12 protein-coding genes are annotated in these 19,496 nt (G+C 61.9%); 5 read left to right on the forward strand and 7 right to left on the reverse strand.

Translation table 11 applies throughout. The features are described 5' to 3' along the window. The first annotated feature begins 129 nt into the window (after positions 1-129). The 4 genes from F8N49_RS13430 to F8N49_RS13445 all read left to right on the forward strand — a co-directional run bounded on the left by F8N49_RS13430 (position 130) and on the right by F8N49_RS13445 (position 3,550). Positions 130-987 carry a glucose 1-dehydrogenase gene (locus F8N49_RS13430; protein WP_016774822.1) on the forward strand — a complete coding sequence of 286 codons (858 nt, stop codon included), beginning with the start codon at positions 130-132 and terminating at the stop codon, positions 985-987. A gap of 87 nt (positions 988-1,074) precedes the next feature. Next, on the forward strand, positions 1,075-1,686 hold the full coding sequence (locus tag F8N49_RS13435) for a Yip1 family protein (RefSeq protein ID WP_151551735.1): 612 nt from the start codon (positions 1,075-1,077) through the stop codon (positions 1,684-1,686). Between the two features lie 42 nt (positions 1,687-1,728). Further along, positions 1,729-3,072, forward strand: coding sequence for a sodium:proton antiporter (locus F8N49_RS13440; RefSeq protein WP_151551737.1), 1,344 nt, complete (start codon positions 1,729-1,731; stop codon positions 3,070-3,072). A 184-nt stretch (positions 3,073-3,256) separates the two neighbouring features. Then, positions 3,257-3,550 carry a hypothetical protein gene (locus F8N49_RS13445; RefSeq protein WP_071172530.1) on the forward strand — a complete coding sequence of 98 codons (294 nt, stop codon included), beginning with the start codon at positions 3,257-3,259 and terminating at the stop codon, positions 3,548-3,550. 232 nt (positions 3,551-3,782) lie between these two features. On the opposite strand, the gene F8N49_RS13450 is transcribed toward F8N49_RS13445, so the two are convergent. From F8N49_RS13450 to F8N49_RS13465, 4 genes are all read right to left on the reverse strand, one after another. Next, positions 3,783-4,316 carry a hypothetical protein gene (locus F8N49_RS13450; RefSeq protein ID WP_016774826.1) on the reverse strand — a complete coding sequence of 178 codons (534 nt, stop codon included), beginning with the start codon at positions 4,314-4,316 and terminating at the stop codon, positions 3,783-3,785. Positions 4,317-4,394: 78 nt separating this feature from the next. Further along, complete coding sequence (locus tag F8N49_RS13455; protein WP_151551739.1) at positions 4,395-6,314, reverse strand: PAS domain-containing sensor histidine kinase; 1,920 nt, start codon at positions 6,312-6,314, stop codon at positions 4,395-4,397. Continuing rightward, the gene (locus F8N49_RS13460) at positions 6,307-8,637 is read right to left on the reverse strand and encodes an ATP-dependent DNA helicase (RefSeq protein ID WP_151551741.1); all 2,331 of its coding nucleotides are present in this window, start codon (positions 8,635-8,637) and stop codon (positions 6,307-6,309) included. The genes F8N49_RS13455 and F8N49_RS13460 overlap by 8 nt, the downstream gene beginning before the upstream one ends. Beyond that, positions 8,634-10,286, reverse strand: a complete 1,653-nt coding sequence (locus F8N49_RS13465) for a VRR-NUC domain-containing protein (protein ID WP_151551743.1) — start codon at positions 10,284-10,286, stop codon at positions 8,634-8,636. The genes F8N49_RS13460 and F8N49_RS13465 overlap by 4 nt, the downstream gene beginning before the upstream one ends. Positions 10,287-10,481: 195 nt before the next feature. Here F8N49_RS13465 and F8N49_RS13470 point away from each other — a divergent pair, with 195 nt between their 5' ends. After that, on the forward strand, positions 10,482-10,706 hold the full coding sequence (locus F8N49_RS13470) for a YgdI/YgdR family lipoprotein (protein ID WP_016774830.1): 225 nt from the start codon (positions 10,482-10,484) through the stop codon (positions 10,704-10,706). Between the two features lie 142 nt (positions 10,707-10,848). On the opposite strand, the gene F8N49_RS13475 is transcribed toward F8N49_RS13470, so the two are convergent. The 3 genes from F8N49_RS13475 to F8N49_RS13485 all read right to left on the reverse strand — a co-directional run bounded on the left by F8N49_RS13475 (position 10,849) and on the right by F8N49_RS13485 (position 19,274). Then, complete coding sequence (locus F8N49_RS13475; protein ID WP_151551747.1) at positions 10,849-12,702, reverse strand: polyurethanase; 1,854 nt, start codon at positions 12,700-12,702, stop codon at positions 10,849-10,851. Between the two features lie 320 nt (positions 12,703-13,022). After that, positions 13,023-16,100, reverse strand: coding sequence for an autotransporter serine protease (locus F8N49_RS13480; protein ID WP_151551745.1), 3,078 nt, complete (start codon positions 16,098-16,100; stop codon positions 13,023-13,025). 222 nt (positions 16,101-16,322) lie between these two features. Further along, positions 16,323-19,274 (reverse strand): autotransporter serine protease, encoded by a 2,952-nt coding sequence (locus tag F8N49_RS13485; protein ID WP_151551746.1) that lies wholly within the window; start codon positions 19,272-19,274, stop codon positions 16,323-16,325. Positions 19,275-19,496 lie beyond the last annotated feature (222 nt).

The following is a 19,496-nucleotide window of genomic DNA, read 5'->3' on the forward strand; positions in this document are numbered from 1 at the left end:
CAATCGCTGGCAAGCCAGCTCCCACAGTTGTTCCATTCAGTCTGTCAATCCAACGCAAATCCGATCGAACTCAAGGCAAAGCCACCGGGTCAACCCGGAACACTGGCCTTGAAATCAGGAGACCCTGCGATGACTGACTATCCAAAACCACCCTTCCCGAAACAAGCCCAACCGGTGCCCGGCTCGCAACGCAAGATGGAGCCGTATCCAGACTGCGGCGAGCAGAGTTACGTCGGTTCCGGCCGCCTCGCCGGCAAGATCGCGCTGATCACCGGCGCCGACAGCGGCATTGGTCGCGCGGTGGCGATTGCCTTCGCCCGTGAAGGCGCCGACGTCGCCGTGGCTTACCTGAATGAACACGAAGACGCCAAGGAAACCGCACGCTGGGTCGAGCAGGCCGGGCGTCAGTGCATCCTGCTGCCGGGCGATATCGCCGAGAAAGCGCAGTGCCAAGCGCTGGTCGACAAAACTGTCGAGCGCTTTGGCCGCATCGACATTCTGGTCAACAACGCCGCGTTCCAGATGACCCACGAAAACTTCGAGGAAATCCCCGATGACGAATGGGTGATGACCTTCGATGTGAATATCACTGCCATGTTCAGGATCTGCCAGGCGGCGATCAAACACATGCGCCCCGGTTCGTCGATCATCAACACCAGCTCGGTCAACTCGGACATGCCCAAGCCGACCCTGCTGGCCTACGCCACCACCAAAGGCGCAATCGCCAACTTCACCGGTGGCCTGGCGCAGATGCTCGGGCCGAAGGAAATTCGCGTCAACAGCGTCGCCCCTGGCCCGATCTGGACACCGCTGATCGTCTCGACCATGCCCGACGAAGAAGTACAGAACTTCGGCGGCAGCACCCCGCTCGGCCGTCCCGGCCAACCGGTGGAAGTCGCACCGATTTACGTGCTACTGGCCTCCGACGAAGCCAGCTACATCACCGGCCAGCGCTACGGCGTGACCGGCGGAAAACCGATGCTGTAACCGTGCAGCAGAAAAACTGAACCCGAGCGGCATGGCATCTCTCCATACCTGTAAGCGCCTACGGGCCAACAGGAACAGGAGGTTGTCATGTCCGCCCCCCTCGTCAGACTCTTCACCCAACCCAACTTCGCCTGGACCGATATCCGCCGCGAAGAAGAAACCCATCCCCGCCACTATCTCGCGCATCTGCTGCTGCTCGCGCTGATTCCGGCCGTGTGCCTGTTCATCGGCACCACCCAGGTCGGTTGGAGCCTAGCCGTGGGTGAAAACGTGTGCCTGAGCACGGCCAGCGCCTTGCAACTGAGCGTGTTGCTGTACGTGACGATCGTCGCGGGTGTCGCGGTCATGGGCGGGTTCATTCGCTGGATGTCGCGGTCGTTCGATGCGCGGCCAACACTCAATCAATGCATCGGTTTTGCCGCCTACACGGTGACGCCGTTTTTCCTCGCCGGCATTGCCGGGCTGTACCCGAGCCGCTGGCTGGCGATTCTGGTGCTCGGCGCGGCGTCGATCTATTCGACGTTTCTGCTGTTCGTCGGCTTGCCGACCTTCATGCATGAGCGCAAGGAGCAAGGCCTGCTGTATTCGGCCTGCGTGTGGGGCGTCGGCCTGCTGGTGCTGGTGACCATGCTGGTGTCGATGATTCTGCTGTGGTTCAACGTGCTCATCCCCGAGTACCTGCGCACGACCATGAGCTGAGCCGGTGCGCCTGTCCTTGGAAATTCGCTGCTGTGAGCCGTCATGAGTTTCGGCGTATGGGTCGCGGTGCTCGGCGCCGTGCTGCTGACGCTGGCCCTGACGTCGTCATGGTTGCGCTGGATGCCGGTCACCACCTCGGCGGTGTGTCTGCTGCTGGGCATCGCCATCGGCCCCAGCGGCCTCGAACTGCTGCAATTGCCGCTGGAAGAATCGTCGTTGTGGATGGAGCATCTGACGGAAGTCGCGGTGCTGTTTTCCTTGTTCGTCTGCGGTTTGAAATTGCGCCTGCCGCTGGGCAACAAGACCTGGCGCATCGCTTTTGGTCTGGCCGGGCCGGTGATGATTCTGACGATTATCGGCGTGTGTCTGCTGTTGCACTGGGGCCTGCAATTGCCGTGGGGGCCTTCCCTGCTGATCGGCGCGATTCTCGCGCCGACCGACCCGGTACTCGCCGCGCTGGTGCAGGTCAATGATGCGCAGGACATCGACAGCGTGCGTTTCGGCCTCTCCGGTGAAGCCGGGCTCAACGATGGCGTGGCTTTCCCCTTTGTATTCCTCGGCTTACTGCTGTTGCACACCGACGGCAGTTTCAGCGACTTGCAACAGTGGTTTTTAAACGATTTGCTCTGGGCAGTGCCGGCAGGTCTGTTAATCGGTTACGCCATGGGTCGCGGCATCGGCCGGATCGCCCTGTTGCTGCGCATTCACAACGAGGACAGCACCCTCGGCCCCAACGATTACCTCACTCTCGCGCTGATCGCGCTGTCCTACGTGGTCGCCGATGCCATTGGCGGCTACGGCTTTCTCGCGGTCTTCGCTGCTGGCCTGGGGCTGCGTCAGGAGGAAGTCAAATCCACGGGCATCACCCAGGCACCTGCCGAGCACCTGGTGCAGCCGGTGGTCGGTCATCAGAACGTCGAACCGCAGAACGCCGTGCATGGCGATACCGAGCAACTGGAAGACAGCCAGGTTGCAGCGGGGATCATGATGGGCGACATGCTGGCGTTCGGCAGTCTGGTCGAGCGGGCGATGGAAGTGTTTCTGGTGACCCTGCTCGGCGTCGTGCTGATAGCGCACTGGGACTGGCGGGCCTTGTGGATCGGCGCCGTGCTGTTCTGTCTGATTCGTCCACTGAGCGTGGCGCTGATGCCGTGGGGCAATCTGCTCAGCGGACCGCAGCGTTTGTTGATCGGCTGGTTTGGCATTCGTGGCATCGGCAGCCTGTTCTATCTGTTCTTCGCCCTGAACCATGGCCTCGATTCCGACGTGGCCAAGGTCTGTACCGACATCACGTTGTCGGTGGTGGCCCTGAGTATCCTGCTGCATGGCATCAGCACACAGCCGATGCTGGCGCGCTATGAAAGTCTGAAGCAACGAAAAAGCTGATTCTTCAACCGCTGCGCTTTGCCGAAAATCATCGAAGATTTTTCTACAAAAAAATGGATCACCGGGCGCGACCCAAGGGTCACACCTTTAACCGCGCCAACCATCCAGCGCGACCCGGCAGGTTCGGTTCCCCTGCGGTGAACAGCCTATCAAACGGAACCCCGACACAAACAAGGTCACAGTCATGAACGAATGCTCGACTCCTGCGCAAATCAAGGCTTGCAGAGCACTGGCTCTGGAACGCAATCGTCAACTGTTCGAAGAAGCCCACGAACTGAACCGAGCGGCCAACGCGCTGCTGGAACAGACCCCGACCGACTTCGAACGCTTTGAGCAATACCGGGCACTGCGCAAGAAAGCCGATGCGAAATTTGAAGATGCGATTGATCATCTGTGTGTGCTGAATGAAGATTTTCCGCCGATTCCGGCGGCAGTGCAGAATGTTGTAAGTGCGCGGCGTGAGCTGGAAACTGCGTAATAAAAGTCAAAAGCCCCTCACCCTAGCCCGCTCCCCGAGGGAGCGGGGACTGACCGAGGTTTCCCACGTGCTACACCGACCTGGCATACCGCGCCGAATGTAGATTTTGAAAAGCATGAAGATCTCCTCCCTTTCCCCCTCGCCCCCTTGGGGAGAGGGCTGGGGTGAGGGGGTAAGATCTCACAAACACCACAAAATCCAGCACCTGTCCCCTGCCCCCGACCAGTCCACCTCAAGGATTGGTCACCTGAATAAATACCGCATACACCCCCAACATCACCCAGAACGTGGCAAAAATCCAAGGCGTGCGCACCGAGAACAGCAGCGACTTGCGATAGCCCTTGTGGCTCGATTCCATTTCGCTGAACAGCGGCGACTCGTCATACGCCGCGCCCATTACCGGCTCGCTGTGCAGCAACTGGCTTTGTTTGAAGTGCCAATGATCGATGATGTCGTAAGCCGCGCGAATCCCCGGCCATGCATTCAGCGAACTGAGTACCCCGAGCAGGGCCAGAAACGGCGGCACGACAAGGGTGAACATCTTGCCCCACTCCGGATTGAGGTTGGCCATGCACGAGGCGAAAGCGATCACCAGAAACGATTGCGCCGCGAGGTAGGCGTCGGTGCGGTTGGCGAGGATGCTGGTTTCGTACTGGATTTCCCGGCGATAGAAATCCAGGCGCTCCTTGGGTGAGCCAAACATCTTGGCGTCGTGCTCGGCCAAGGCTTCTTCAACAGCGCTTGGCTGGGTCAATATGCGAGACAAGAGACGTGCCCTCCAAAAGTGAACAAGACTTTTGGAAAGGCACGCGTCAGCACTAGTTCAGCCGGATCGACCAGCGCGTCATTTCATGGATTGGGCGATGATCTGCACCAGACTCGCTTGGGTAAACGGTTTCGGCAGACGCGGCAGTTGAGCGGCAAAACCCTCGAGGCGTTCGGCATATCCAGTGGCGAGAATGATCGGCAGATCCGGCTTGAGCATGCGCAAGGCATGGGCCAGTTGCGCGCCGCTCATTTTTGGCATGGCCATGTCGGTGATCACCAGATCGATCACTTCGCCCTGATCGAACAGCGCCAGCGCGTGGGCGCCGGAGGTCGCGCCGATGACGCGGTGGCCGAGGTCTTCGAGCAGCAGACTGGTGCTGGTCAGCACCAGCGAATCGTCATCGACCACCAGCACACTGAGCCTCGGCACCGCAATGGGCGCGGCGTTGCTGTACGCCGGGCGACTGGCCGTACGCTCAAGCGCCACCGGAATCCACAGCTCGGCCGCCGTACCCTGGCCCTTCTCGCTTTTCAGAATAAAGCGCCCGCCCAACTGCTCGATGAAGCCGTGCACCATCGACAAGCCCAGCCCGGTGCCTTTGCCCAGGCCTTTGGTGGTGAAGAACGGATCACGGGCGCAGGCCAGCGTGGCTTCGTCCATGCCTTCGCCGCTGTCGATCAGGCTCAGGCACACGTAACGCCCCGCCGCGAGGGTCGAATGAGTTTGTTCCAGCACCACCTCGGCTTGCGCCTGAATGATCACCGTGCCGCCGTCGGGCATGGCATCGCGGGCATTGGTGGCGAGATTGAGGATCGCCAGTTCCAGCTGATTGCTATCGGCCAGCACTGGCTGCAGGTCGTCGGGAAAGCGTGTTTCGATACGAATGCCCGGTCCGAGCGAACTGCGCAGCAGCCCGGTGATGCCTTGCACCAATTGCGGGATATCCACCGATTCGGTCTTCAGTTCCTGACGCCGGGCGAAGGCCAGCATGCGCTGGGTCAGCGAAACACCACGCAAGGCTCCTTGGGTGGCGTTATCCAGCAGTCGAGCGATTTTCGGCGCGTCGCCGATGCGTTTCTGCACGATCTCGAGGTTGCCGAGAATCACCGTCAGCAGGTTGTTGAAGTCATGGGCGATACCGCCGCTAAGTTGGCCGATCGCCTGCATCTTCTGCGCCTGGAACAACGCCTCGCGGGTCTTTTCCAGGGCCTGCTGCGCTTCGTGGGCCTCGGTGACATCGCGGGTGATCTTGGCGAAGCCGAGCAACGCGCCGGTGTCGCCGCGAATCGCATCAACCACCACGTGGGCAAGAAAGCGCGTGCCGTCCTTGCGCATCCGCCAGCTGCGGTTCTCGAAGCGGCCTTCGCGGGTGGCAATCTCCAGCGAACGCTGCGGCTCGCCGAGTTCGCGGTCTTCGGGGGTGTAGAAAATCGAAAAATGCTGGCCGATGATTTCTTCCGGCAAATAGCCCTTGATGCGCTGCGCGCCCTGGTTCCAGTTGCTGACGCAGCCTTCGGGGCTGAGCATGTAGATCGCGTAATCGGTGACGCCCTGCACCAGCAGGCGGAACTGCTGTTCGCTTTGCTTGAGGGTTTCCTCGGCCATTTTGCGGTCGGTGAGGTCACGGGTGATCTTGGCGAAACCGAGCAATTCGCCGTTGGGGTCGATGATCGGATCGATCACCACGTGCGACCAGAAGTGCGTGCCGTCCTTGCGCACGCGCCAGCCCTCGCCTTCGAAGCGACCTTCACGGATCGCTGTGTCCAGCGCCCGTTGCGGCATGCCGTTGGCGCGGTCTTCAGGGGTATAGAAGCGCGAGAAGTGCTCGCCGATGATCTCGGCTTCTTCATAACCTTTGAAACGTTTGGCGCCGGAGTTCCAACTGGTGATGGTACCGTCGGGGTCGATCATGTAGATCGCATAGTCGACAACCGCGTCGATCAGCAGCCGGAAACGGCTGTCTTCGATCGCTGCGGTTCTGTTGTTCTCACTCATCACACTCACCAGCCACTGTCATGGGCTGAAGTATGCGTGAATCCGTCGATTTGAACAGCGCCGGTTCGCTTTTGATCGCCCACCAGCGCGGCAGCAGTTGCTGGATGCGGCTTTCGGCAAAGCGGTCATCAATGAGCATGACCGTGCCGCGATCCTCGCGGGTGCGGATCACCCGCCCGGCGGCTTGTACGACTTTTTGCATGCCCGGGTACAGATAGGTGTAGTCGTAGCCGGCGCCAAAAATGGCGGCCATGCGCCGCTTCATCTGCTCGTTGACCGGGTTGAGCTGCGCCAGCCCCAGCGTGGCGATGAACGCGCCGATCAGCCGCGCGCCGGGCAAATCGATGCCCTCGCCAAACGCGCCGCCCAACACCGCAAACCCCACACCCTGGCTGTCGGCGCTGAACTGGTCGAGAAACGCCTGCCGCGCGCCCTCGGCCATGCCCCGCGATTGCAGCCACTGAGTGATGCGCGGATGGCGCTCGGCCAATAAGGTCGCGACCTGTTGCAGGTAATCGAAACTGCTGAAGAACGCCAGATAGTTGCCCGGGCGCTCGCTGAACTGGCGGGCGATCAGTTCGACGATCGGCTCCAGCGAGGCCTGGCGATGGTTAAAACGCGTGGAGATCTGGCTGACGATGTGCACCTGCAACTGCTCGGCGCTGAACGGCGATTCGACGTCGATGCACACCGTGTCGGCGGGCGTGCCGAGCAGGTCGGCGTAGTAGTTGCGCGGGCTCAGCGTGGCCGAGAACAGCACACTGCTGCGCGCCGCTGTCAGGCGCGGACCGATGAACGCCGCCGGCACCACGTTGCGCAGACACAGTTGCGACAGCGGACGCTTGCGGTCGAGATCGCGTTTGCTGATATCGAACAGGTAATGCTCGTCGTACAGCTCGGCGACCCGGGCGAATTGCAGCAGATCGAAATAGAAATTCTGCAGGCTGCTGTCGAGGCCTTGCGGATGTTCGTTGAGGTAATCGCCAATGGCCGCGCAACACAGCGAGATGGCTTGCAGAAGTTTGTCCGGCGCCTTGTCGTACGCCTGATACGCCGCCAGTTGCGGCGCATGCAGCGCGTTCCATTCACGGTTGACCCGCTGCAGGGAATTCTTCAGCGCTGCGGGCGCGGTTTTGCGCACATTGCCGAGAGTGAACTGGTCGAGACTGGCGCTGTACATCTGCCGGCCGCGCTCGACCAGGTTGTGCGCCTCGTCGGCGAGCACCGCGACTTTCCACTGATTGAGCTGGGCCAGACCGAACAGCAGCGCGCTGAAGTCGAAGTAATAGTTGTAGTCGGCAACCACCACATCCGCCCAGCGAGCCATTTCCTGACTGAGGTAGTACGGGCACACGCTGTGCTGCGCGGCGACTTCACGCATCGCCGCCTGATCGAGCAGATTGATATGGCTGGCAGATTCGCGGGCGGCCGGCAAGCGATCATAAAAACCATGGGCCAGCGGGCAGGATTCGCCATGACAGGCCTTGTCCGGGTGCTCGCAGGCCTTATCGCGAGCAACCATTTCCATCACCCGTAGCGGCAAGTCCGGCGTTTGCCTGAACAACACGTGGCTGGCATCCAGCGCCAGCTTGCGTCCGGGAGTCTTGGCGGTGAGAAAGAACACTTTGTCCAGTTGCTGCGGCGCCAGGGCCTTGAGCATCGGGAACAGCGTGCCAAGGGTTTTGCCGATGCCGGTCGGCGCCTGGGCCATGAGGCAGCGGCCGGTGCTGACGGCTTTGAACACTGATTCGGCCAGATGCCGTTGGCCGGGACGAAAATCCGCGTGCGGGAACGCCAGTTGCTGCGCGGCCAGATTGCGCGCTTCGCGATGGGCCATTTCCTGCTCGGCCCATTGCAGGAACAAAGCGCACTGCTGCGCGAAAAACCCCTGAAGCGACTCGGCGCTGTGGGATTCAACCAGGCAGGTTTCCTTTTCGCTGACGACGTCGAAATACACCAGCGCCAGATTGATCTGCTGCAGTTGCAGTTTCTGGCACATCAACCAGCCGTAGATTTTCGCCTGCGCCCAGTGCAACTGGCGGTGATTGGCCGGTTGCTTGCTCAGGTCGCCGCGATAGGTTTTGACTTCTTCCAGGCAGTTTTGCGCCGGATCGTAGCCATCCGCCCTGCCCTTGACCTTCAACTCGCCGAACTCACCTTGCAGCGCCACTTCGCTCTGGTACTGCTCGCTGCGCCGCGAGGCCACGGTGCGATGGCCGACGATGCCTTCCAGCGCGGTCGGTGACGGGGTGAAGCGCAGGTCGAGGTCGCCGGTCTTGGCGGTGAACTCGCACAGTGCACGCACGGCAACGCTATAACTCAAGCGCTCTGCTCCGCCCATTGCACATAACACACGGCCACCGGCATCTGGTGCTCGTGGCAGAACTCCAGCCAGCGCAGCTGATTGTCCTGCAAGCGGTCGCCGGGGCCTTTGACTTCGATCATGCGGTAGGTCTTGTGCTGCGGCCAGAACTGGATCAGGTCCGGCATGCCGGCGCGGTTGGCCTTGATGTCGAGCAGCAGGCGATTGAACCAGTGTTTCAGGTGTTCGGCGGGCAGACAGGCCAGCGCCTGCTCCAGCAAGTCTTCATTGAGCGCGCCCCAGAACACGAAAGGCGACTGTATGCCCCACTTGTCGACGAAGCGCTGGCGGATGGTCTCGGCGTAGCGGCCGTCGTCGAGTTCGCCCAGGCAGGCCTGGAACAGCTCGGCGCGGCGCTCGAGGAAGTCTTCGCTGAGCAGATCCACCGGGCCGCGCTGGAACGGGTGAAAGAACGCACCCGGCAACGGCGCGAAGATCGCCGGCCAGCACAACAGGCCGAACAGTGAATTGATCAGGCTGTTCTCGACGTAATGCACCGGGCCGTCATCGGCGTGCAAGTGCGCTTGTACGTGAAATTCCACCGACCGCGCCGGATCGATGCGCGGCAAGTGCAAATCGAGGCGCTCGACCTCTCTGGCCTTGGCACGCTTGAGCGGCGGGCCACCGAGTTTGCGCCGCAGGCGCGGGACGATGCGCTGCAAACCTTGTTGCTCAGCCGCGCTTTGCGGGGCCTGTTCGGCCAGCGTGCCGAGCTCCAGCGCCAGCGCGTATTCGCCGCAACGCTCAAGCACACGGATCATCCGCAGCCGTGCGCCCGGATAAGCGCAGTCGCGGTAAATACTCAGGGCCAGGGCAAAGTCGCCGATGCGCTCGGCGTACTGGCCGATCTGGAACAACGCCTTGGCTTGTCGGCGGCGCAGCCACGGGTTGTCGAATTGCACGGCGTTGATCTGTTCGACGATCTCTTCCAGCGCTTCGCCGGCCTCGAAACGCAACTGGCATTGATGCAGGAACAGGCAGGCGTCGACGTCTTCGCGGCTGCGCAGGCCTCGGGAATCGGCGCAGAACTCGACTTTTTCATAGGTGAAGATACCCAGGTCGGCCAGGACGAACTCCGACCAGTCCTGATACAGATTGCCGAAGAACATCAGGCGCAGGCGATCGCACAGGTCCATCAGGGTCAGGCTGAACAGCCGCTCAGCCAGTTGCGGCGCCCAGCCGCGCAGGGTCTGCGCCTCGCTGAACTGTTCGGCCAGCACCGGCAGCCACTCGTCCTTGCGCCCTTTCGGCTGTTCGATAAAAGCGCCGAACGCTTGCAAGAGCTCGGCCTTGAGCAAGACATCGAACAGTTCTGCCAGTGTCAAATCCGCGTGTTCATCGAGCCAGCCGTGTTCGAGCAACGGCTGCGCCGCCTCGGCAATGTCGCCGATTTCCAGATAATTGAGTTTGCTCGCGCGAAAGTGAATGCCCTTGCGCATGATCATGCGTACCAGCAATCCCTGCGAGGCTTGCGGCAGCGTATTGAAGTCGCGGATGAAGCCGTGTTCGCTTGCGCTCATCACATCGGCATAGCGAAGCCCAAGCCAATCAAGCACTTGCCGGAAGTTGTTGAGGTAATAGAACGGATCGTCGAGAGGGTTGGAGGTCACGGGAATTCAAAGCCACGGCAAGCGAACACTGGTTATGCGTACAGATAACAGCTCAGCCCCGCCCGGCGCAAACGGAAAAAGATCAATGGCATTTTTTCGCGCCGCTATCGAACTTTTCCGCCGCTGCTGGCACCAACCGCGTTACAGGGCCGACAATGCCCGCAATCACATTCAAGCAAGGAGTCAGAGGTGGGTATGAAAATCAAGATGCTGGGCATTCCTGTAGCGGTCGCCGCCCTGTTGGCGCTGGGCGGCTGTTCGACCCAGACCGTGGTGACGTTGCAGAATGGCACCCAGTACCTGACCGAGGACATGCCGAAGACCGAGACCGAAGATGGTTTCTATGAGTTCGAGGATATTTCCGGCGCCAAGGTCAAGGTCCGCGCGGATGAAGTCGCGACCGTGCGCAAGGAAGACTGATCCGATAATTACCGCGTTATCCTTCAATCGCGGGCAAGCCCGCTCCCACAGGTCTTATGTCGTTCACAGAGTGGATGTACGACTCAGACTCTGTGGGAGCTGGCTTGCCAGCGATGGCGCCATTACTGGCGCCGCGTAACCATCAGGCAATCACGATCCCGTCGCTGTTGAGGCTGCCAAGCGCCACCCCTACCAAGGTCACCGAATCCCCACCAAACGTCAGCACCGTATCCTGCCCGACCGCCGAGGCATGGGCGCGCAAATCATCCCCCGGCAACACCCCCTGCACGCCAAGAAACACCAGTTTGTCATCGGCCGTATAGCCAACCACACGATCCTGGCCAAACGCGCCATTGAACAGAAACGTATCCGCCCCGCCGCCCGATTCCATCAGGTCATTGCCAGCGCCACCGACAAACACATCATTGCCCGCGCTGCCGAGCAAATGATCGTTGCCCTCCTGGCCAAACAGCCAGTCACCGCCGGCATGCGCCTTCAGTGTGTCAGCGCCGGCCGTTCCTCTGACGCTCGATTCATAAGCAGTGAGGTTACTGCCGACTTTCAACCCCATGTCCGTGACGTTGTGCAACACGTCGTCCTTGAACACGCCCCAGAGAAACCCCGGCTCTTTGCTGACGATGCTGCCAATGTCACGGGTGATGCTGATCCCGCCGTTGGCATCGCGGATGTACAGGTTGCCGGCACCGTCGTTGGCGAAATCAAAGTTCTTCACTGTTTGCTGCAAGTCGAGCGTGTTGTTGCCCTGCCCGCCCAGAATGACGTTGTAGCCGCCGTTGTCGCGGAAGCTGTCATTGCCGACGCGGCCTTCCAGATAATCATTGCCGCTGCCGCCCTGGATCAGGTCGTTGCCGTCACTGCCGATGATGAAGGTGCTGCCCTTGTGGGTTTCGGCGTTGCGGTTGAGGTCCTGCACCCACGTGCTGGCCCGCGCCGGGTCGGACAGGTTGGCGACGATGATCGTCGAGTCGCGGCTGGTCAGGTCGTAGAACTTCGATTCCAGCACGCGGGTCATGCCGTCGCCGTAACCGCTGGGCAGGTGCGAAATCCACGTCGGAATGTTCAGGATCGAATACGGCAGCACGTTCCAGGCGTTCGAGGCGTAGTGGTCGTTGAAGCTGACGATGTTGTCGGTGGTCGAGGCATGCGGCGCGTCGTGCACGCCCACCGAAGCGCTGCTGAAGGTCGAACCGTCAAGGGCACGAAACACCGGGTCGTTTTCGTAGCCGATATTCAGCACCTTGTCGGTGCTGCTCTGAGTCGGCGAGGCGTAGGCGATGTAGTTGGCGTCGGCGAAGAAACCGCCCCACTTGCCAGCGCTCAAGTCAGCCATGCTGTTCACCGCCAGGCCGCCCAGGCTATGACCGCTGACCAGCACGTCCTTGCCGCTGAGGCCGTTGGCCCGGGCAAATGCGACGACATCGTTGAGCAGATTGCCGAAAGCTTCGCCGACGTAGTTTTTTGCGTAATCGGCCGGGCCGAACGCGGCGAGCAGATCGTTGATCACGTCGCCAATCGAATCACCGATGAGGATTTCGCGCGGGCCGCTGGTGCCGCGAAAGGCGATCCCCAGTTCAGTGAGGTGACCCTGAGCGTCGTACTTGCCGAGGATTTCCACTTGCGCGCTGGTGTAGCCGGCCTTCTCGCCGAAGAACGTCCCGCGTGCATCGGTCTTGCCGTCGTAGCCCAATTGCGCGGCGCTGATCGGTGTCCAGCCGGCCTTCTGTACGGCCTCGAGGGCGAGCTTTTCCGAATCGGGATTCCACGGGATACCGGGGATCACCCCTTGCGAACCGGTGCCGCCGATCAGCGCAGTGACCAGCGTCGCCGGCAGACCGAGGCCGAAGCCGTTGTGCTGGTAACCGGCGGCGAAGCCGTTATCGAGGTTGTGATAGGAATACAGCGTGATTGCCATGGCATCGCTGAACAGCGCCGCGGAATCGGCTGTGCCGAAGTTCTTGTAGTCGTATACACCCATTGCCATTGCCTCTCTTGTTGTTGGAATTATCAGAGATAGCTCACAGCCAGAGCGCGAGGCTCCGGAGCATTCATTACATCGTGCACAGCCTCTGCAGGAACTGCCGAAGGCTGCGATCTTGTGGGACGCAGAGCGTCCCCGGCTGCATTCCCACGCAGAGCGTGGGAACGATCATGTGTACGCCGTACCTGTGGGAGCGAGCAGCTCGCTCCCACATTTGGCTCTTCTGCACATTTGGATTTTTGTAATCGAACAATCCCATGTGCAGCGCTCCCTTTTCTTGAAAGACCGGCAGCCCATCAAGCGCTGCCGGTTACGCCTCAGAACTGCCAGTCGAGCGTCAGACCGACTCCGTGATCTTTCTCGTTCGAGCCGATCAGACCGTTGTAGTCGAGGTTGACCCGCACGTCGCGATTGAGTGCCAGCCCGGCGCGCACGCCGACCACGGCAGCGTCACGATCCATCGACACGCTCTGCACGGTGAAGGCGCTGTTGCCGTTGGCGAAGGCCAGATGGCTGTCGGCATCGACGCTGCTCAGGTTGTGCTGCCAGCCGAGGCTGGCGCCCAGTTCCAGCTGACGCTGATCCGACAAGGCGAAGCTGCGCTTGGCGCGCACGCCGAGGGTCGACAGCACCACGTCGCGGTTGTCTTCACCACCCTTGAGCGCGGCAGCGTCACCCTTTTCGGTGAAGCTGTCGGTGTTGAGGTGCACGTAGGACAGATTGGCGAACGGCTCCAGGTTCATCGGTTGCAGGCCCAGATCGTAAGCGGCCTCGGTGAACAGTTGCGCGGTGGTCGCGTCACGTTTGGTTTTCTGTTTGCCGCTGACGTCGCCGAACTGCAGATCACGTTTGACGTCGATGCGATGCCAGCTGTAGGCGCCGCCGACCGTCAGGCGCAACGCGTCGATTTCATGGCCCAGATACGCACCCAAGTGGTAGCTGTCGACCGAGGCCGACGAATGCGTGCCGCTGCCCATGCTCAACGAGCTGTCACTGTAACCGGTGACGAAACCGAGACGGGTATCTTCAGCGATCAGCCCGTCGACACCGGCCAGCAGCCCGCCGATGGAGCTGTTGGAATCGGCATTGTCGTGTCCGCCGTCACTCTCGCCCCACGAGCCGAGGACCTTGACCCAGACGTTGCTGCGATCATCAGTCGGCGCATCGGCGTTGAACAGATCACGCTCACGCAGGCGCTCGCCGACGGCTTCGCGCAGGTAGCGGCTGTCGTTGATCAGCAGCGTGCCGATGGCCGGGTGAATCTCGCCGGACAACTGTTGAAAGGCCTGCTGCGCCGACGCCGCGTTGGGCGACAGCAACAGGGTTTCGAACAACGCATTGCCCGCCCCCAAACGTTCGGCAGCCGCACCAACGGCGCGCTGGTTCGGCGTCAGACCGACGCTGGCGAACGATGCCTCATTGCGTCCCACCGCCAGCTGAATGCCGCCCGCCGAGTAATCCAGAGTGCCGCCGAGGAAGGCGTAATTCGGCAAGACCTGACCGAAGCGCCCTTCAATGCCACCCGCCGCTTGCAGGATGTTGTAGCGGGTGCCGAGCAGGCTTTGCACTTCGCCGGTGCTGAGCAAGGTCGGGCTGTTTTCCAGCGACAGGCTCACCGTGGCACCGTCGATGATGGCTTTGCCGCCCGCGACGATCTGGTCGCTGCTGGTTGGCGACAGCTCTACGGCGTAGGTCGAACCCGGCGCGAAAGTCACGTCACCTGCCACATTCAGGGTGCCGATGGAATTGCCCGGTGCCACCGTACCGCCGCTGTTCACCGTCAGCGCGCCGAGGCGGCCATTGCCGCCGAGGATGCCGCCGTTGTTGACGGTGACCGCCGATTGCAGCGAGCCGTTGATGGCCAGACGGCCCTGGTTGACCAGGGTCGGGCCGCTGTAAGTGTTGTTGCCGGTCAGCACCAGGGTGCCGATGCCTTGCTTGGTCAGACCGCCGTGGCCGCCAATGTCGTTGCGCCAGGTATCGAGGGCGCACGTGATGTCGCTGCACACGCGCTCGGTCGGTTTGCCCTGATCGATGATCGCGCCGATGCCCGGCAGATCGGCGACAAACTGGCCAGAGCCGTAAGCACCCTGCACGCGGAATTCCTCGGGAATGTCCTGCTCGGTGACGAACATCGCCGGGCCGTCGATGGCCTTGCGCAGGTTGATCATGCCCCAGCCGTACAAGGCGTCGATGCCCGGTGCGCCGAGGTCGGTCGCAGTGGTGCGCAACACGCTGGCGACCTGATCGCCGGACATATACGGGAAGCGCTCCATCAACACCGCGATGGAACCGGCCACATGTGGCGCGGCCATCGAGGTGCCGTTGTAGTTTTTGTAGCCGGTGGTCAAGTTGTCGGCGTTGGTGCCTTCGATGATCGAGCTGTAGATCTTGGTGCCCGGCGCCGAGACGCAGTAACTGGCGGTGTAGCCGCAACGCGAGGAGAACGTGCTGATCACGTACGGATTGGTGCTGGCGGTGTCCGGGTTCTGCTGCAATGCGGCGACGGTGATCCAGTTCGGCGCGATGTCCGGAACGAAGTAGCCGAGGCCGGCAATGGCATCCGGGTTGTTCAGGTTGTAGTCGTTGCCAGCGGCAAAAATGGTGACGATGCCGCTGCGTGCGGCGGCAATCGCGCCGTCGTAGGCGCCGCCAGGCTTGGTGCCGAGCAAGGTGCGGATTTCGTTGAACTGCAACTGCGCGTCGTTGACGGTGAAGTGCGGATACGCCGGATCGCGGCCGCCGAGGTCGAAGCGATCGGTGATGCCGATGCCCCAGCTGTTATTGATGATCCGCGCACCGCTGGCGATCAGCGCATCCCAACCGGCCTTGTACACCGCGCCGTCGTTGCCACGCACGATGCCGTCTTCAGGCCCCGGGTCGCCGTTGTCGGCGCTGATGATCTGCGCCCCGAACGCGACGCCGTGCATCACCCCGCCGTCGCGACTGCCCGCCGCGATACCGCCGACGTGGGTGCCATGGGCGCCGAGCTTGCCGTCGGAGCCGACCGAGGGCGAACCGTCATAGCGGAACGCGTCGCCGGCTTTCACCGGGATATACGGGTCGGTGTATTCGCGGATACCGCTGGTGACCAGGGTGACGACTTTGTTACTGCCAGAGAACTCCGGATGCGCGGCGTAGACCGGCTGATCGAAGATGCCCAGTTTCACGCCTTTGCCGGTGTAGCCGGCGGCGTAGGCGTAATCCGCGCCGATCGCGCCCAGGCCCCAGTCGGCCTTGAATTCATTGCTGCGCCAGCTCGACGGATCGCCGCTGCGGCCGTTCTCAACGTAAGGCGCTGCCTGTGCCATCGCACTGGCACAGAGCATGGCGACTGTCAGGGTTTTCAGGGCAAAGCGGCCACCCGATTGCGCGGGGGTATTGTTGTTATCCATCCACGACCTTCCTTAGTGATGTTGCGAAAAATTCGCTTGCCTTGATCGTTCCCACGCTCCGCGTGGGAATGCCTCTAGGGACGCTCCGCGTTCCAATGGGACGCAGAGCGTCCCGGGCTGCATTCCTTTGCTGCGCGTGGGAACGATCAACACAGGTTTTGCGACTGCTGCGCAGTCGAGCGGGGATAAATCCCCTCGCCACAGTGGCTCAAACCTATGGAATCAGAACTGCCAGTTCAGGCTCAGCCCTATGCCATGCAGCTTCTCGCGGCTGGCCAGTTGGCCGTTGTAATCGAGGTTGACCCGCACGTCCTTGCTCAATGCCAGACTGGCCTGCACCCCGACCAGTGCGGCATCACGCACCAGCGCCGAGCTTTCCACGGAATACGGCGTGCCGCCGCTGGCAAAACGCAAATGCTGCTCCGATTCGATATCGCTGAGGCTGTGCTGCCAGCCGAGCCGAGCGCTGACGTCCAGCGCTTGCTGACTGGAAAGGTGGAAGGTTTTGCTCGCCCGTACGCCCAAGGTGCTCAACACCGCATCGCGCCGATCGCCCGAGCTTTTCAGCGCCGCGGCATCGCCCTTCTCAGTGAAGCCTTCGGTGTCGAGATGCAGGTAGGTCAGGTTGGCGAACGGTTCCAGCGCCAACGCTTGCAACTGCAAGCGATACGCCGCCTCGGCAAAAACCTGAGTGGTGGTCGCATCGAGCTTGGCTTTCTGCTTGGCGCTGACCTCGTCGTATTGCAGATCGCGCTTCACATCGCCGCGATGCCAGCTGTACGCCGCACCGCTGCTCAAGCGCCAGGCGCCGAGGTCGTGCCCGGCGTAAGCACCGAGGTGGTAGCTGTCGACTTTCGCCGAGGAATGCGTGCCCGAGCCCATGCTCAAGGAGCTGTCGCTATAACCGGTGACCAGACCGATGCGGGTCTGCTCGTCCAGCGCGCCGTCGACACCGGCCAGCAGACCGCCGATCGAAGTGTTGTAGCCGGCCGTGTCGTGACTGGAATCGGTGCTGCCCCAAGCGCCGAGGGCTTTGATCCAGCCGTTGCTGCGGGTCGCCGATTCATCGTGCAGCCGCTCGCCGACCGCATCACGCAACTGGCGGCTGTCGTTGATCAGCATTGTCCCCAGCGCTGGATAAATCTCGCCGCTCAGTTGCTGGAAGGCTTGTCGCGCCGAGGCCTGAGTCGGTGCACGAAGAACGCTTTCGTAAACCGAATTGCCAGCGCCCAGCCCTTCGACTGCCGCCGCCACCGAACGCTGGTTCGGCGTTTGCCCGACGCTGGCAAAGCTTGTCGCGTTGCGTTGGATATTCAGCTGAATGCCGGTTGCTGCGTAGTCGAGGGCGCCGCCGATGAACAGGTAGTTCGGCACCACCGCAGCGAACTGCCCCTGCACGCCGCCGGCCGCTTGCAGGATGTTGTACTGGCGGCCGAGCAGGCTTTGCGCTTCGGCGCTGCTGAGCAAGGTCGGGCTGTTTTCCAGCGCGAGGCTGACACTGGCGCCGCTGACGGTTGCCGTGCCGCCGGCGAGGATGCGGTCACTGCTGGTAGGCGATAGCTCAACGGCGTACGTCGAGCCCGGGGCGAATGTCACATCACCAGCGACGTTCAAGGTGCCGATGGAATTGCCCGGTGCGACCCGGCCACCGCTGTTGGCGGTCAACGCGCCGATGCGTCCGGAGCCGCCGAGGGTGCCGCTGTTGTTGACGGTGACCGCTGAGGTCAGCGAACCGTTGACCGTCAGCAGACCGCCGTTGACGGTGGTCGGGCCGCGATAGGTGTTTGCGCCACTGAGCAGCAATTGCCCGGCGCCGGACTTGATCAGGCTGCCCTCATACACCCGGTTTGCCGCTGCCGCATCACGCAGCATGCCGACGGCGTAATCGGTCTGGTCCTGTTGACTGGCGCCGGCCGGGACACCGTTCTGCCAGCCTTTGTCCTGCAGGGTTTGCTGCCAGGCGCTGTGCTCGGCGAGGTCCTCGTTTTGACGCTGGAGCAGCGCGTTGTCGGAGATGTCGTTGCTCCAGACATCGCTCTGCCCTGCCCCCAGATTGGCATCGAACGCACCGAGCAATTGCCCCGGCCCGCGCATCGCCCGATTGAGATTGGCGACGCCCCAACCGACGCGCTCGTTCGGTGCGTCCGTGACTGAGCCATCGAGCTGGGTGGCGGTGGTCAGCAGCACCTCGAGCGCCTGCTGATTGTTCATGTACGGATAGCGTTCCATCACCAGCGCCAGGGCGCCGGTCGCGTGCGGCGCCGCCATCGAGGTGCCGGACTTGATCGCATAACCGCCGCCGGGAATGGTGCTGTCGATCTTCGCCCCCGGCGTGGTGATGCACCAGTATTTGGCGATCCCGCACTGGTTGTACTTCTGCTGATTGCTCTGATCGAGACCGGACACCGCCAGCCAGTGACCTTCCAGATCCGGCTGAAAGTACGGCAGCGCCGAGCGCACGCTGGCGTTCGGGTAACCGCTGTTGCCGGCGCTGAAGACATTGATCACACCGCGCCGCGAAACGTCGGCAGCGGCGTCGAGCCAGGTGCCCTTGTTCCAGTGCTGCGCGTAGGCGGCGTGCAGATCCGCCAGGGTGCGATAGCTGACATCCGGCGGCTGGCTGCCCCAACTGTTATTGATCGCCCGCACCCCGGCATCGGCGAGGCTGTCGTAGACCGCTTTGAAATAACGCGGATCAGGGCTTGGACCGAAGAGGAAACTGTCGTTCTTGTTGGTGTTGCCGACGTAGATCTGCGCGTTGTACGCCACCCCGTGCATGCCGCTGCCGTCACGGGCGGCGCCCATGGTGCCGACCACGTGGGTGCCGTGGGAATCGTTGTTGGGGTTGAGCGTGCCGTCGACGTTGAACGCTGAGCCATCGACGTAGCTGCCGCTGGCGGTTACCGGGTGATAACGGTCGGCGGAGAATTCCGGGTGGGCGGCATCGAAACCGGAATCGAGCGCGCCGACCTTCACGCCTTTGCCGGTGATGCCGGCTGCGTAGGCTTGATCGGCCTGCATGCGTTGCAGGCCCCAGTCACGCAGGAACTCGGCGCTGCGCCAACTGGCCGGATTGCCGGGCTGGCCGGATTCCAGGTATTGGGCCTGAGCCTGGTTTGCAGAAATCACAAGCAACAGGGTACCGAGCGAAATCGGCTTGATGCGTACGTCCATGGTCATCATTCTCGTTTTTGTTGTTTTGTTCAGGGCTCAATTGCGGTGTCGCCTGTTCCCCTCACCCCAGCCCTCTCCCCGAGGAGAGGGAGCCGATTTGTGTTGATGTCAAAACCTGCGTCCAGCTCGGTGGTTCAGGTCGATGCAGCTATCGCAGGCCACTCGGTCAGCCCTCTCCCTGTGGGAGAGGGCGCCGACCGTGTTGTCTTCAGTCATTCAGCG

The sequence above is a fragment of the Pseudomonas sp. GXM4 genome (genome assembly GCF_008923895.1).
Lineage (GTDB): Bacteria > Pseudomonadota > Gammaproteobacteria > Pseudomonadales > Pseudomonadaceae > Aquipseudomonas > Aquipseudomonas atacamensis.

Excerpts from the sequence above, each read along its gene's own strand:
- F8N49_RS13435 (WP_151551735.1), top strand. The coding sequence starts at position 1,075 with ATGTCCGCCCCCCTCGTCAGACTCTTCACCCAACCCAACTTCGCCTGG.
- F8N49_RS13430 (WP_016774822.1), top strand. The coding sequence starts at position 130 with ATGACTGACTATCCAAAACCACCCTTCCCGAAACAAGCCCAACCGGTG.
- F8N49_RS13470 (WP_016774830.1), top strand. The coding sequence starts at position 10,482 with ATGAAAATCAAGATGCTGGGCATTCCTGTAGCGGTCGCCGCCCTGTTG.
- F8N49_RS13475 (WP_151551747.1), bottom strand. The coding sequence starts at position 12,702 with ATGGGTGTATACGACTACAAGAACTTCGGCACAGCCGATTCCGCGGCG.
- F8N49_RS13445 (WP_071172530.1), top strand. The coding sequence starts at position 3,257 with ATGAACGAATGCTCGACTCCTGCGCAAATCAAGGCTTGCAGAGCACTG.
- F8N49_RS13485 (WP_151551746.1), bottom strand. The coding sequence starts at position 19,274 with ATGGACGTACGCATCAAGCCGATTTCGCTCGGTACCCTGTTGCTTGTG.
- F8N49_RS13480 (WP_151551745.1), bottom strand. The coding sequence starts at position 16,100 with ATGGATAACAACAATACCCCCGCGCAATCGGGTGGCCGCTTTGCCCTG.
- F8N49_RS13455 (WP_151551739.1), bottom strand. The coding sequence starts at position 6,314 with ATGAGTGAGAACAACAGAACCGCAGCGATCGAAGACAGCCGTTTCCGG.
- F8N49_RS13440 (WP_151551737.1), top strand. The coding sequence starts at position 1,729 with ATGAGTTTCGGCGTATGGGTCGCGGTGCTCGGCGCCGTGCTGCTGACG.